This is a genomic window from Saccharopolyspora sp. NPDC049357 (assembly GCF_040677225.1).
GTDB lineage: Bacteria > Actinomycetota > Actinomycetes > Mycobacteriales > Pseudonocardiaceae > Saccharopolyspora.
On record NZ_JBFAQJ010000072.1, the window covers coordinates 1 to 13,562 of the forward strand.

General features: G+C 70.5%; 14 protein-coding genes and 1 pseudogene. 4 read left to right on the plus strand and 11 right to left on the minus strand.

The window, feature by feature from the left end; genetic code table 11:
• From carB to pyrR, 6 genes and pseudogenes are all read right to left on the minus strand, one after another.
• Window positions 1-905 (minus strand): annotated as a pseudogene (gene carB, locus AB0J91_RS32370) (carbamoyl phosphate synthase large subunit); the annotation flags it as partial.
• Entirely contained in the window at window positions 905-2,026 is a 1,122-nt protein-coding gene (gene carA, locus AB0J91_RS32375) for a glutamine-hydrolyzing carbamoyl-phosphate synthase small subunit (protein WP_363876695.1), read from the minus strand. The gene carA and the pseudogene carB, both read right to left, overlap by 1 nt.
• A gap of 71 nt (window positions 2,027-2,097) precedes the next feature.
• Window positions 2,098-2,619 carry a transporter gene (locus AB0J91_RS32380; protein ID WP_363876698.1) on the minus strand — a complete coding sequence of 174 codons (522 nt, stop codon included), beginning with the start codon at window positions 2,617-2,619 and terminating at the stop codon, window positions 2,098-2,100.
• Window positions 2,619-3,917, minus strand: coding sequence for a dihydroorotase (locus AB0J91_RS32385; protein WP_363876701.1), 1,299 nt, complete (start codon window positions 3,915-3,917; stop codon window positions 2,619-2,621). The genes AB0J91_RS32380 and AB0J91_RS32385 overlap by 1 nt, the downstream gene beginning before the upstream one ends.
• Window positions 3,914-4,846, minus strand: a complete 933-nt coding sequence (locus AB0J91_RS32390; RefSeq protein WP_363876704.1) for an aspartate carbamoyltransferase catalytic subunit — start codon at window positions 4,844-4,846, stop codon at window positions 3,914-3,916. Before AB0J91_RS32390 ends, AB0J91_RS32385 begins: the two co-directional genes overlap by 4 nt.
• Window positions 4,846-5,442 carry a bifunctional pyr operon transcriptional regulator/uracil phosphoribosyltransferase PyrR gene (gene pyrR, locus AB0J91_RS32395; protein ID WP_363786415.1) on the minus strand — a complete coding sequence of 199 codons (597 nt, stop codon included), beginning with the start codon at window positions 5,440-5,442 and terminating at the stop codon, window positions 4,846-4,848. Before pyrR ends, AB0J91_RS32390 begins: the two co-directional genes overlap by 1 nt.
• Before the next feature lie 288 nt (window positions 5,443-5,730).
• On the opposite strand from pyrR, the gene AB0J91_RS32400 reads away from it, so the two are divergent.
• Window positions 5,731-6,219 (plus strand): transcriptional regulator, encoded by a 489-nt coding sequence (locus tag AB0J91_RS32400; RefSeq protein ID WP_010311046.1) that lies wholly within the window; start codon window positions 5,731-5,733, stop codon window positions 6,217-6,219.
• A 408-nt stretch (window positions 6,220-6,627) separates the two neighbouring features.
• Here the strand turns inward: AB0J91_RS32400 and nusB are convergent, their stop codons facing one another.
• The 3 genes from nusB to AB0J91_RS32415 form a co-directional block, all read right to left on the minus strand.
• Window positions 6,628-7,080 carry a transcription antitermination factor NusB gene (gene nusB, locus AB0J91_RS32405; protein ID WP_363786413.1) on the minus strand — a complete coding sequence of 151 codons (453 nt, stop codon included), beginning with the start codon at window positions 7,078-7,080 and terminating at the stop codon, window positions 6,628-6,630.
• Entirely contained in the window at window positions 7,077-7,643 is a 567-nt protein-coding gene (gene efp, locus AB0J91_RS32410) for an elongation factor P (protein ID WP_363786411.1), read from the minus strand. Before efp ends, nusB begins: the two co-directional genes overlap by 4 nt.
• Window positions 7,644-7,726: 83 nt before the next feature.
• A complete protein-coding gene (locus tag AB0J91_RS32415; protein ID WP_363876707.1) occupies window positions 7,727-8,836 on the minus strand; it encodes a Xaa-Pro peptidase family protein in 1,110 nt (369 codons plus the stop codon).
• Window positions 8,837-9,015: 179 nt separating this feature from the next.
• Between AB0J91_RS32415 and AB0J91_RS32420 the strand changes: the two genes are divergently transcribed.
• Complete coding sequence (locus AB0J91_RS32420) at window positions 9,016-9,534, plus strand: methylated-DNA--[protein]-cysteine S-methyltransferase (protein ID WP_363876710.1); 519 nt, start codon at window positions 9,016-9,018, stop codon at window positions 9,532-9,534.
• Here the strand turns inward: AB0J91_RS32420 and AB0J91_RS32425 are convergent.
• Window positions 9,478-10,173, minus strand: coding sequence for a hypothetical protein (locus AB0J91_RS32425; RefSeq protein ID WP_363876713.1), 696 nt, complete (start codon window positions 10,171-10,173; stop codon window positions 9,478-9,480). The genes AB0J91_RS32420 and AB0J91_RS32425 overlap by 57 nt on opposite strands.
• 212 nt (window positions 10,174-10,385) lie before the next feature.
• Window positions 10,386-11,684, minus strand: coding sequence for an MFS transporter (locus tag AB0J91_RS32430; RefSeq protein WP_363876715.1), 1,299 nt, complete (start codon window positions 11,682-11,684; stop codon window positions 10,386-10,388).
• A gap of 71 nt (window positions 11,685-11,755) precedes the next feature.
• Here AB0J91_RS32430 and AB0J91_RS32435 point away from each other — a divergent pair, with 71 nt between their 5' ends.
• Window positions 11,756-12,703, plus strand: a complete 948-nt coding sequence (locus tag AB0J91_RS32435; protein ID WP_363876718.1) for a helix-turn-helix domain-containing protein — start codon at window positions 11,756-11,758, stop codon at window positions 12,701-12,703.
• Between the two features lie 84 nt (window positions 12,704-12,787).
• The gene (locus tag AB0J91_RS32440) at window positions 12,788-13,441 is read left to right on the plus strand and encodes a DUF4232 domain-containing protein (protein WP_363876721.1); all 654 of its coding nucleotides are present in this window, start codon (window positions 12,788-12,790) and stop codon (window positions 13,439-13,441) included.
• Window positions 13,442-13,562 lie beyond the last annotated feature (121 nt).

Here is a 13,562-nt window from a genome sequence, read left to right on the forward strand (position 1 = left end):
GGGTTCATCTCGATGACGACCATGCGGCCGTTCTTCGGGTGGATGGCGAACTGGATGTTGCAGCCACCGGTGTCCACGCCGACCTCGCGCAGCACGTCGATGCCGACGTTGCGCATGTGCTGGTACTCGCGGTCGGTCAGCGTCATCGACGGCGCCACCGTCACCGAGTCACCGGTGTGCACGCCCATCGGGTCGACGTTCTCGATGGAGCAGATGACCACCACGTTGTCGGCGTGGTCGCGCATCAGCTCCAGCTCGTACTCCTTCCAGCCGAGCACGCTCTCCTCGATGAGCACCTCGTGCACCGGGGACTCGGACAGGCCGAAGGAGGCCATCCGCTCCAGGTCCTCCTCGGTGTGCGCCATGCCCGAACCCAGACCACCCATGGTGAAGCTGGGCCGGATGACCACCGGCAGACCGGACTCGGCGACGAACGAGCGCACGTCGTCCATCGACTTGCAGACCTTCGACGAGGGCACCTCGCCGCCGACCGAGCGCACGATGTCCTTGAACATCTGCCGGTCCTCGCCGCGCTGGATCGCGTCCACGTCGGCACCGATGAGCTCCACGCCGTACTTGTCGAGCACACCGCGCTCGTGCAGCGCGATCGCCGTGTTCAGCGCCGTCTGCCCGCCCAGGGTCGCCAGGATCGCGTCCGGGCGCTCGGCATCGATGACCTTCTCGACGAACTCGGGCGTGATCGGCTCGATGTAGGTGGCGTCGGCGAACTCCGGGTCGGTCATGATCGTCGCCGGGTTGGAGTTCACCAGCGAGACGCGGATGCCCTCTTCGCGCAGCACCCGGCACGCCTGGGTGCCGGAGTAGTCGAACTCGCACGCCTGACCGATCACGATCGGCCCGGAACCGATGACCAGTACGTGCTTGATGTCAGTGCGTTTCGGCATCAGCGGGCCTCGCTCATCAGATCAACGAACTTGTCGAACAGCGGGGCGGCGTCGTGCGGACCGGCCGCCGCCTCGGGGTGGTACTGGACGGAGAAGGCCGGGCCGCCGAGCAGCCGCAGACCTTCGACGGCACCGTCGTTGGCGCAGTGGTGGGACACGATCGCGCGGCCGAAGTCGGTGTCGAACTCCTCGCCCGGCTCGCCTTCCACGGCGAAACCGTGGTTCTGCGCGGTGATCGCGACCCTGCCGGTCTCCTGGTCGATGACCGGGATGTTGATGCCCCGGTGGCCGTACTGCAGCTTGTAGGTGCCGCGGCCCAGAGCGCGACCGAGGACCTGGTTGCCGAAGCAGATGCCGAACAGCGGCAGCTTCCGGTCCAGGGCCCGGCGGGTCAGCTCGACCTGCGCGTCGGTGGTCGCCGGGTCACCGGGACCGTTGGACAGGAACAGCCCGTCCGGCGCGACCTCCAGGATCTCGTCCATCGTGGACGCCAGCGGCATCACGTGGATCTCGATGCCTCGCTCGGCCATCATCCGCGGCGTGTTCGCCTTGATGCCCATGTCCAGCGCGGCCACCGTGAATCGCTTCTGGCCCACGGCCGGGATCACGTAGGTCTTGCCGGTGGTGACGTCGCCCGCCAGGGACGCGCCGACCATCTCCGAGGAGTCCTTCACCGCGGCCACCATCTGCTCGTCCGAGACCAGCTCGGAGCCCGAGAAGATGCCGCCGCGCATCGCGCCCAGCTCGCGCACGTGGCGGGTCAGGGTGCGGGTGTCGATCCCGGAGATCCCGACGACGCCCTGGTTGGTCAGCTCGTCGTCCAGGCTCCGGGTGGAGCGCCAGTTCGACGGGCGACGGGCGGGGTCGCGCACGGCGTAGCCGGCGACCCAGATCTTGTCCGACTCGTCGTCCTCGTCGTTCCATCCGGTGTTGCCGATCTGCGGCGCGGTCTGCACCACGATCTGCCGGTGGTAGGACGGGTCGGTCAGCGTCTCCTGGTAGCCGGTCATGCCCGTGGTGAACACGACCTCCCCGAGGGTGCGGCCCACCTTGCCGTAAGCCTCCCCGCGGAAGATCCGGCCGTCTTCCAGCACCAACGCGGCCGGTGTGTACGCGGTCATTTCTCCTCCTGTGCTGGCGTGGGGATGCCCCACGCCCCGGTCGGTCGGATGAACAGCTGCGAGAACGTCGTTCATCCGTCCTCCGACTCGTTCGAAGTCGTGTGAGCGGGCAGCGATCGGATCGCCTCGACCCACTCGGTCTGCGCTTGCTTGTCGTCGCCGCGGAACCCGGTGTCCAGCAGCTGATCGCCGAGACGCCAGGTCACCACCACCAGACCGGCCCCGGGCACGACCTTGTTGGCCAGCTTGTGGTCCAGCCGGGCGTCCACCACGGACTCGGCCGGGACCCACACCGCCGAAGCGCCGTCGCGCTCGATCAGCAGGCCCTGGGCGTGCAGGTGCGCGGTTCCGTTGGCGCGGTGCCCGATGTCGCCGACCGCGATGCGGTCCTGCCAGTCATCGGCGCTGGTCGTGCCGATGTACATGCCGGTGGCGGGGGTCAGGGTCTCGGCGCCGGGGTCGGCCGGCCGCTCCGGGAAGGGAGGCAGCTCGGCCGCCTGTCGTCGGGCTCGGGCCAGCCAGCCGCGCCGCATCCCGAAGAACACCAGCGCCGCCAGCGCGGCGAGCGCGAGCACCCACAACAAGCGTTCCATCAGCGCCTCACCTTGCCTTCGTGCGCGGTCACCGAACCGCGCAGCAGCGTCGCGACGACCCGACCGGGCAGCCGCATTCCCTCGAAGGGCGAGTTCTGTCCCAGGCTGGCCAGCTCGGCGGCCCGCACCGTCCACTCCGCGTCCGGGTCGACCAGCGCGAGGTTGGCGGGTTCGCCGACGGCGATCGGCCGTCCCTGGCCGGTCAGTCCGGCGATCTCGGCGGGACGCTCGGAGAGCACCCGCGCGACGCCTCGCCAGTCCAGCAGGCCCGAGCGCACCATCGTCCGCGTCACGATGCCCAGCGCGGTCTGCAGTCCGAGCATGCCCGGTTTGGCCGCGGACCACTCGCAGTCCTTGTCCTGGGCGGCGTGCGGGGCGTGGTCGGTGGCCACGCAGTCCACGGTCCCGTCGGCCAGCGCCTGGCGGAGGGCCAGAGCGTCGTCGTCGGTGCGCAGCGGCGGGTTGACCTTGTTGACCGGGTCGTAGGTCTCCAGCCGCTCGTCGGTGAGCAGCAGGTGGTGCGGCGTCACCTCGGCCGAGACGGTGCCGTCGGTCTCGCGATCCTTGAAGAACCGCAGCAGCTCGGCGGTGCCCGCGGTGGAGACGTGGCAGACGTGCAGGGTTCCGCCGGTGTGCGCGGCCAGCAGGCAGTCGCGCGCCACGATGGACTCCTCCGCCGGAGCCGGCCAGCCCGCCAGGCCCAGCCGGGCCGCGTTCGGGCCCTCGTGCGCCTGCGCGCCGACCGTCAGCCGCGGCTCCTCGGCGTGCTGGGCGACCAGCCCGCCGAACGAGCGGGTGTACTCCAGCGCGCGGCGCATGAGCAGCGGGTCGTGCACGCATTTGCCGTCGTCGGAGAAGACCCGCACCTCGGCGGCGGAGTGCCGCATGGTGCCCAGCTCGGCGAGCTTCTCCCCCGCCAGGCCGACGGTCACCGCGCCCACCGGGTGTACGTCGACCAGGCCGACCTCGCGGCCCCGGCGCCACACGTGCTCGACGATCACGGCGTTGTCGGCGACCGGGTCGGTGTTGGCCATCGCGAACACGGCGGTGTAGCCGCCCAGCGCGGCGGCCATCGAGCCGGTCTCGATCGTCTCGGCGTCCTCGCGGCCCGGTTCGCGCAGGTGGGTGTGCAGGTCCACGAAGCCCGGCAGCACGACCGCGCCGCCGCCCTGCACGATCTCGTCGGCGTCGGCGCTCAGGTCCGCGCCGATCTCGGCGATCGTGGTGCCCTCGACGAGCACGTCGACCGGCTCGCCCTCCCCGTAGGGACGGACGTCCTTCAGCAGTACGCGAGTCATGCGGTGAGCTCCTCTCCGGCCAGCAGGTGGTAGAGCACCGCCATGCGCACGTGCACGCCGTTGCCGACCTGCTGGGTGATGGCGGCGCGCGGCGAATCGGCGACCGACGGCGCGATCTCCATGCCGCGCAGCATCGGGCCCGGGTGCAGCACGACCGCGTGCTCGGGCATCTTCGCCAGCCGCTTCTCGTTGAGGCCGTAGGCGATCGAGTACTCGCGCGCCGACGGGAAGAACCCGCCGTGCATCCGCTCGGCCTGCACCCGCAGCAGCATGACCGCGTCCAGCTTGGGCAGTTCCGGGTCGAGGTCGTGGCGCACCTCGGCGCCCCAGTGCTCGATGCCGGTGGGCACCAGCGTCGGCGGCGCGATGAGCGTCACCTCGGCCCCCAGCGTCCGCAGCAGGTGCACGTTGGACCGCGCGACCCTGCTGTGCAGCAGGTCGCCCACGATGCCGATGCGACGCCCTGAGACGTCCCCCAGGCGCTCCCGCAGGGTCGCGGCGTCCAACAGGGCCTGGGTGGGGTGCTCGTGCATCCCGTCGCCCGCGTTGACGACCTGGGTGCCGTCCTGCTCCAGCCAGCCGGCGAGCCGGTGGGCGGCGCCGGAGGCGGGGTGCCGGATGATCACGCAGTCCGCGCCGGCCGCCGCCAGCGTCAGCGCGGTGTCCCGGAGGGACTCGCCCTTGCCGACCGACGAGCTGCTGGCCGACACGTTGATCACGTCGGCGCTCATCCACTTCCCGGCGACCTCGAAGGACACCCGGGTCCGGGTGGAGTTCTCGTAGAACAGCGTCACCACGGTGCGCCCGCGCAACGTGGGGAGCTTCTTCACCTCGCGCCCCAGCAGCGTCTGCTTGAGCGTGTCGGCGGTGTCGAGGACGGCGGTCGCGTCGGCGGCGGACAGGCCCTCGGTGGACAGCAGGTGGCGCATCACACGTCCTCCTGCGTCTGTTCCTTGTGGATCACCACGCGGTCCTCGCCGTCGGTCTCGGACAGCTGAACGGCCACGTCCTCGCTGCGGGAGGTCGGGATGTTCTTGCCCACGTAGTCGGCGCGGATCGGCAGTTCCCGGTGTCCCCGGTCCACCAGCACGGCCAGCTGCACCGAGCGGGGACGGCCCTGGTCGCGCAGGGCGTCGAGGGCGGCGCGCACGGTGCGCCCGGAGAAGAGCACGTCGTCGACGAGCACGACCAGCTTGTGGTCGATGCCCCCGGGCGGCAGGTTGGTGGGCTCCAGCGGCCGGTTGGGCTGGGAGCGCAGGTCGTCGCGGAACAGCGTGATGTCCAGGGTGCCGACGGGAACCGTCACACCGCTGAACTCGCTGATCCTGTCGGCCAACCGCCTGGCCAGCGGGGTTCCCCTGGTGGGAACGCCCAGCAGCACCACGGAACCGTCGCCGGTGTCCAGCGCGGTCTTCTCGATGATCTGGTGCGCGATTCGGGCTATCGTGCGCGCAACGTCACCGGCCGAGAGCAACTCCCGCTGCCCTGCCGGTTCCGCCGCGCTCGCCTGATGGCGAGACGCCACGGTGCGACCTCCTTCTCCGCCTCACAGGACGGGTCCTTAAAGGATGGTGTGTGAGCTGCCCCGCAATCCGGGTTCGGGATGAACCTGCGCATCGCCGGGCTGCCCCGTACGCTATCAGCGACAACGGGTCAATCGACCGGGTGGTGTGTTGGCGCTCGCCACATCGGCATCGAAGACCAACTTGACCTGGTGACGCTCGCGAGCGAACATTACTCTCCGTATCGATCTGAGCTTTGCTCCCCGGTCGCCGTTATCGGCTGACGGGGCGAACGAACGGAGAAACGCCACATGGGCGACTACGCCAAGGCGCTGGGCAGCAAACTCCGCGCTATCCGCCAGCAGCAAGGTCTGTCGCTGCACGGCGTCGAGCAGAAGTCTGGCGGACGGTGGAAGGCCGTGGTCGTCGGGTCCTACGAGCGAGGCGACCGCGCGGTGACCGTGCAGAAGCTGGCCGAACTCGCCGATTTCTACGGCGTGCCGGTCGCGGAGCTGCTGCCCGAGGGCCGCGTGCCTTCTGGAGCCGAACCGGCCACGAAGGTCGTGATCAACCTGGAGCGCCTGCAACAACTGCCTGCCGAGAAAGTGGGACCGCTGGCCCGCTACGCGGCCACGATCCAGAGCCAGCGCGGTGACTACAACGGCAAGGTGCTGTCCATCCGCACCGAAGACCTGCGGTCCCTGGCGATCATCTACGACATGACGCCGGGCGAGCTCACCGAGCAGCTCATCGACTGGGGTGTGCTTCCCCCGGAGGCGCGCCCTGCCCGCGAGGAGTGAAACAACACCGATAGGCGGACCGGGGCACCCAGCGGCGAAGCCGCGACGGGTGCCCCTGGGCTTTCAGGGCCCTCACCCGATCGGTCGCCGATCGAGCACCCAGTGCGCTCAGCACACCGACAGCACACCGCCGTTCGGGTGAGGACACCCCGTGAACGCGAAGAGGGGCACCTGCCGACCGGCAGGTGCCCCTCTTCGTGGCTAAAAAGTGCGGCGGAAGGCCGCCGTTTCAAGTGTGGGACTCAACTCGCACCGCCGTGTCGTCCCCTTCGGGGGATTTCTCACCGGCCCTCCGGGGAGGACGCCGCGACGCCGCGTATGGCATACATCAGGAGTGGCGCCCGGCCCCAGGGGGCCGCTGAGGTTCCGCCACCCGCACCGCTGAGCAAACCAACCACACAGCCGCCCCTAGTCGACCGGGGTTTCCTCTTTGGGGAGGGTCTTGCGCAGCCTGTCGCGAATCCCCGCCAGGCGTCCGAGGACGCCGTTGACGAAGCGCGGGGAGTCGTCGGTGGACAGCGCCCTGGCCAGCTCCACCGCCTCGTCCACGGCCACCACCGGCGGCACGTCGCCCTTCGGGCACCACAGCAGCTCGTAGAGGCCCAGCCGCAGCACGGCGCGGTCCACGACCGGCATCCGCGAGAGCGTCCAGCCCTCGATGTGCTGGGTGAGCAGCTCGTCGATGCGCTCCCGGTTCTCGTTCACGCCCTCGACGAGGGTGATCGTGTAATCCGGGACCGGAGCCGTCTCGGGCGCGCCGATCCGGTCCGACATGAGCGTGACGGCATCGGTCTCGCGCAGATCGGCCTCGTAGAGGAAATCGACCGCGCGCTTACGAGCCTTGCTGCGCGAGCCGCTCATTTGGAGTTGACGCGGCTGAGGTACCGGCCGTCGCGCGGGTCGACCTTGACCTTGTCACCGGTGTTCAGGAACAGCGGGACCTGGACCTCGGCGCCGGTCTCCAGCGTCGCCGGCTTGGTGCCGCCGGTCGAGCGGTCGCCCTGCACGCCGGGGTCGGTGTGCTCGACGAGGAGCTCGACCGAGGCGGGCAGCTCGACGTACAGCGGAGCGTCCTCGTGCCGGGCGACGACGACCTGGCTGTTCTCCAGCATGAACTTCGCGGCGTCGCCGACGACGTCAGGGGTGACGTTGACCTGCTCGAAGGTCTCCGGCTCCATGAAGACGTAGTCGTTGCCGTCGTAGTACAGGTAGGTCATCTCGCGGCGGTCGACGTTGGCGGTTTCCACCTTCACGCCGGCGTTGAAGGTCTTGTCGACGACCTTGCCGGAGAGCACGTTCTTGAGGGTGGTGCGGACGAAGGCGCCGCCCTTGCCGGGCTTGACGTGCTGGAAGTTGACGACGGACCACAGCTGGCCGTCGAGGTTGAGCACCAGTCCGTTCTTCAGGTCGTTCGTGGAAGCCACGTGGGGGTTCTCCTGTGGTGATGGCTTGGTGTTGCGCCGGGCCGCGACGGGGTGCCGGCGAAATTCCGCGCACTCGTCGTGCGTCAGACTTCGACGAGCTCTTTGGTCGTCAGGGTGAGGAGCTCCGGTGTGCCGGGCCGCACGACCAGCGTGTCCTCGATGCGGACCCCGCCCCGCCCGGCCAGATAGACGCCAGGCTCGACGGTGACCGCCATCCTCTCGGCGATTCTACCGTCCCCGCGCTGCGACAACGTGGGCGCCTCGTGGATCTCCAGCCCCACGCCGTGTCCCAAGCCGTGCAGGAACTGCTCGCCGTACCCCGCGTCGGCGATCACCTGGCGGGCCGCGGAGTCGACGTCGCGGACCTCGGTGTCGATCTTCACGGCCGCGCGGCCGGCCGCCTGCGAGGCGCGAACCAGCTCGTAGATCTCGCGCTGCCAGTCGGCGGCCTTGCCCAGCACGACCGTGCGGGTCATGTCCGAGTGGTAGCCGTCGACCAGCGCGCCGAAGTCCATCTTGACGAAGTCGCCGTGGGCCAGCACCGCGTCGGTGGGCCGGTGGTGCGGGATCGCGGAGTGCGCGCCCGCGGCGATGATCGTCTCGAACGACGGGCCCGCGGCACCGTTGTCCAGCATCCGGGCTTCCAGCTCGCGGGCGACCTCCAGCTCGGTGCGTCCCGGGCGGAGTCCGCCGTGCTCGATGAGGTCGGCCAGAGCGCGGTCGGCGGCGGCGCAGGCCATCCGCAGCGCCTCGATCTCGGTCGCGTCCTTGATCAACCGCAGCTGCTCGACCATGCCCGGAGCCCGGACCAGCTCGGCCTTGCCCGCGGCGTCGTCGAGCACGTCGCGGTTGTCCACGGTGACGTGCTGGGACTCGAAGCCGACCCGCCGGTGGTCGGTGGCCTCCTCGCCGAGGCGCTGGGCGATGGCCAGGTCGCTCGCCCGGTCGATGACGCGTTCCAGGTCCGCGACCTGCTCCTCCGCCTGCGTCAGGTAGCGGCCGTCGGTGCAGAACACGGTGCGGTCCTCGCCGCCGGGGCCGTCGGCGGCGTGCACCACCAGCGCGGCGTTGGAACCGGTGAAGCCGGTCAGGTAGCGGATGTTGAGCAGGTCGGTCACCAGGAGGGCGTCCAGGTCCCGCTCCCGCAGTCGGCTGCGGAGTGCGTCTCGTCGGTGGGCGTGCGTTTCGGACATGTTTCGGAGCCTAACTCGCAGGGCACGGGATTGGCCTTCGTCTGACGGCCGTTTGCTGAAAGCCGCCAGGACCTTGCGCCCCGCACCCGCTCCGTGCAACTCGGGGGCGCGGAAATCCGCAGGTGAGCGGATCTTTGCGAGCGCGGCCGGGTGTCGGTGGCGAGCGCTACGCTGAGCCGGTGGAGCTGACGTGGAGCACCGTGGCGGGACCGGTCGGGGACATCACCGTGGTGGCCTCCGGGACCGGTGTGCGGCGGGTCGCCTTCGCCGGTCCGGACCTCGCGCTCGCCGAGTTCCCCTCGGCCGAGCCCGGCGGTCTCGCGGACGAGGCGACGGGTCAGCTCGGCGAGTACTTCTCCGGCGAGCGCCGGGAGTTCCGGCTCGCGATCGACTGGACCGAGCTCGACGGGCTGCGCGCGCACGTGCTGCGGACGCTGCAGGAGCTGGTGCCCTTCGGCGAGACCGTCAGCTACAAGCGCCTCGCCGAGCTCTCCGGCAGACCGGAGGCGTCCCGCGCGGTGGGGTCGATCATGGGTTCCAACCCGGTGCCGCTGATCGTGCCGTGCCACCGGGTGCTGGCCTCCGGCGGCGGGCTCGGCGGATTCGGCCCCGGCTTGGAGGCCAAGCGAAAACTGCTGGTGCTAGAGGGAGTTCTGGAGCCCAGCCTGCTGGAACTCGACCTGGTGCGAGACGAATAGGTGGTAGGTCGTCTCGCGCTGCCCGAGGGTGACCGGGATGGCCAGTTCGGTGCAGTCGCCGAAGACGTCCCGCATCGCGCCGAGCAGTTCGGGCGAGGCGTCGGCCGACCACACCGCCAGCGTGCCGCCGGGGGCGAGCTTGTCCTTGCAGCGCCGGAGGAACCCCGGTCCGTAGAGCGCCGAGTTCTCCTCGTAGACCAGGAAGTCCGGGCCGTTGTCGACGTCGAGCAGCAGCACGTCGCACCCGCCGTCGGGCTGCTCGCCCAGGACCGAGGCGATGTCGCCGACGCTGATGCGCACCCGCTCGTCGGCCAGCGCGTCCGCCGTGTCCGGGACCAGCCCGTCGCGGTGCCAGGCCACGAGGTCGGGCTCGATCTCCACCACGTGCGCCTCGCGCACGCGCTCGTCGGCCAGCACCTCGCGCAGGGTGAACCCGAGGCCGAGCCCGCCGATGAGCACCCGGAGCCCGCCGGAGCGGGCGAGGTGGCCGAGGGTGGCTGTGGCCAGCATGCGTTCGGTCTCGGTGTGCGCGGTGTCCATCACGAACACGCCGTTGACCCGCAGTTCCAGCGCGTCGTCGCGGCGCATCAGCACGAGCTCACCGCGCTCGCCGACCGCACGGGCGAGAAGCTCAGACATGACCCCGGAGATTACCCGGCCGTTCCCACCGCGCGACGACAACTGGCAATTTCGCAGGTCAGCCGATCTGAACCGATTCCCACCGGCCTGGCGCGGCGAACCCGCTGGTCACGCGACCGGAAACCGGTCCGCTGCACCACCCGGCTCACGCCCCGCTGATCCCTCCGGCCTATTTTCCGATCTTGGGAGCGCTCTGAAGAATGGGCCGTGCCTCAGGCACCCGTCCGGGCCGGATTCGCGCCCCGGTCCGCGTCGGGCCACTTGGGGGCGTTTCTCCGGATCGATACGGAGAAGGCCGTCGCCAGCAGGCAGAGCAATCCCGATCCGTACCAGGCCAGCGCGTAGTCGCCGAAGTGGTCGCGGATCAGCCCGGCCCCGCCGGCGACGGCCGCCGCACCCACCTGGTGCGAGGCGAACACCCAGCCGAACACCACCGAGGCCTTCGGCCCGAAGTGCTCCCGGCACAGCGCCATCGTCGGCGGCACCGTGGCGACCCAGTCCAGGCCGTAGAAGACGACGAACATCACCATCTCCACCCCCGGCGTCGGGGCGAACAGCTGCGGCAGCACGAACAGCGAGGCCCCGCGAAGCGTGTAGTAGACGGCCAGCAGCACGCGCGGGTTGATCTTGTCGGTGAGGTAGCCCGACGCCACGGTGCCCAGCACGTCGAAGACGCCGATGAGCGCGAGCAGCCCGGCGGCCATCGTGGTGGGCATGCCGTGGTCGTGCGCGGCGGGCACGAAGTGGGTGTTGACCAGGCCGTTGGTGCTGGCCCCGCAGATCGCGAAACCACCTGCCAGCAGCCAGAAGGCGGGCGTGCGGGCCGCCTGCGCGAGCGTGCGGACGGCGATCACCGCGGGATTTCCCCTGTCCTGCGCGGGTTCCGGCTCGTCACCGGTGGCCCCGTAGGCGGAAATCCCCAGATCGCGCGGGTGTTCGCGCATCACGAGCCAGACGATGACGGCGACCAGCAGCGCGGCGGCGGTGATGGTCAGCGAGGCCGTGCGCCAACCCCAGCTCTCCACCAGCATCGCCTCCACGGGCAGGAAGACCAGCTGGCCGGTCGCGCTGCCCGCCGTGAGCACGCCGCTGACCAGGCCGCGCCGGGCCACGAACCAGCGGTCGACCACCGTGGCAACGAACGCCAGCGCCATCGAACCGGTGCCCAGCCCCACCAGCAGGCCCCAGCACAGGATCAGCTGCCACGGCTCGGTCATGAACACCGTCAGCCCGCTGCCCACCCCCACGAGCAGCAGCGCCGAGGTGGTGACGCGCCGGACGCCGAAGCGCACCATCAGCGCCGCGGCGAACGGCGCGGTCAACCCGAACAGCAGCAGGTTGAGCGACACCGCCGCCGAGATCAGCCCGTGCGGCCAGCCGAACTCCTGGTGGAGCGGGTCCATCAGCACCCCGGGCGCCGACCGGAAGGCGGCGGCCCCCACCAGAGCGATGAACGCGACGACGGCGATCGACCAGGCGGGGTGGACCCGCGCGGGCAGCATGCGAACCATGCTGACCAGCGTGATCGAGCGCTGGGGGTCGAACCAGTGGCCGGTGGGACAATATGTGGGAAGATTCGGCCATGAGGCCGCATCGGATCGCCGTGCTCGGCGTGGAGACCGTCGTCGGGTTCGACCTGTCGATACCGCCGCAGATCTTCGCGGGCGCCACCGGGCCGGGCGGACCCCTCTACGAGGTGCGCGTGTGCAGCATCGACGGCGGGCCGCTGGCCTCGAACAGGGGCTTCACGATCCTGCCCGAGTGCGGCACCGACGCGCTGCGCGAGCCGGACACGGTGATCGTGCCCGGCGTCGACACCGACACCTTCACCGAGGACCCCAAGGTCACCGACTACCTGCGGAACCTGCCCGCGGGCACCCGGATCATGTCGATCTGCACCGGCGCGTTCGTGCTCGCCGCCGCCGGGCTGCTCGACGACCGTCCGGCGACCACGCACTGGGCGCACGCCGACCGGTTCCGCGCGATGTTCCCGCACGTCGAGCTGCGTCCGGACGTGCTGTTCGTCGACGACGGCGACCTGCTGACCTCCGCGGGGGTGGCCGCCGGGATCGACCTGTGCCTGCACGTCATCCGCAACGACCACGGCAGCGAGATCGCCAACCGGGCGGCGAGGCGCAACGTCGTCCCGCCCTGGCGCGACGGCGGGCAATCGCAGTTCATCGAACGCCCGCTGCCCTCCCCTGGCGCCACCGGCACGGCCCCGACCCGCGAATGGCTGCTGCACCGGCTCGCCGAACCGCTGACCCTGGAGGCGATCGCCGCGCACGCGGGCATGAGCGTGCGGACCTTCACCCGGCGGTTCCGCGAGGAGACCGGCACCTCGCCGCTGGACTGGCTGCTGGGACAGCGCATCGAGCACGCGCGGCACCTGCTGGAGCACACCGACCTGCCGATCGAGGAGGTCGCGGTCGCCTCCGGGCTCAACACCGCCACCTCGCTGCGCAAGCACCTGCGCGCCCGGCTGGGCATCGGGCCGGCCGCCTACCGGCGAACCTTCCACCAGGACTAGTTGCCTCCGCTCACGAGTCCGAACAACCTCCACGACCGATGCGCGTCTCCTCAAGTGAGTGATCGGCACCGAGAGGTGGAGAACATGACTCGCACGAGGATCATCCTGGCGGCCACCGCCGCACTGCTCACCATCGGTCTCAGCGCCTGCGACGAGGACGGTGCGACGTCGTCCGGCAGGTTCCTCGGCGGCTCCTCGCCGGAGCCGCAGACGCACTCCGAGGCGACCGGGAACACCCCGAGCGCCGAGGTGCCGCCGTCCGCCGAGACGACCTCGATCACCGAGGCCGACCCGGCGCCGGAGAGCCGGCTGTGCGAGGTGGGGGACCTCGCCGTCACGGTGGAGTACGTCGACGCGGCCGCCGGAACCGTGCACCACGCGCTGCGGTTCACCAACTCCGGCACCAGCACCTGCGAGATCCAGGGCTTCGCCGGGGTGTCCTACGTCGGCGGCGACGACGGTCACCAGATCGGCCGGCCCGCCGAGCGCCAGGGCGACAAGGGAGCCGCCATCACCCTGCGACCCGGCGGACAGGCGTGGGCGCCGCTGGCGGCCCCGCGCACGGAGAACTACGACCCGGCCACCTGCCGCCCGGAGGAGGCCCGCGGCCTGCGCATCTACCCGCCCCAGGAGTACGACTCGATGTTCGTTCCCCTGAGCGGGACGGCCTGCGCCAACCCGGACCTCCCGGGCGAGCAGCTCAAGGTGCAGACCCTCCAGCAGGGTTCGCCCTCCTGAGCACCCCTGTCACAATTTCGCGCGAAATTCGAATCCCCCCCGGCCGGCGGGGAAATATAGGGGAGAATTTTAGTGGGGTGTTTGGTGTATGTGGGTCTTGGGCGAGGGGGGGGTGGGGTGG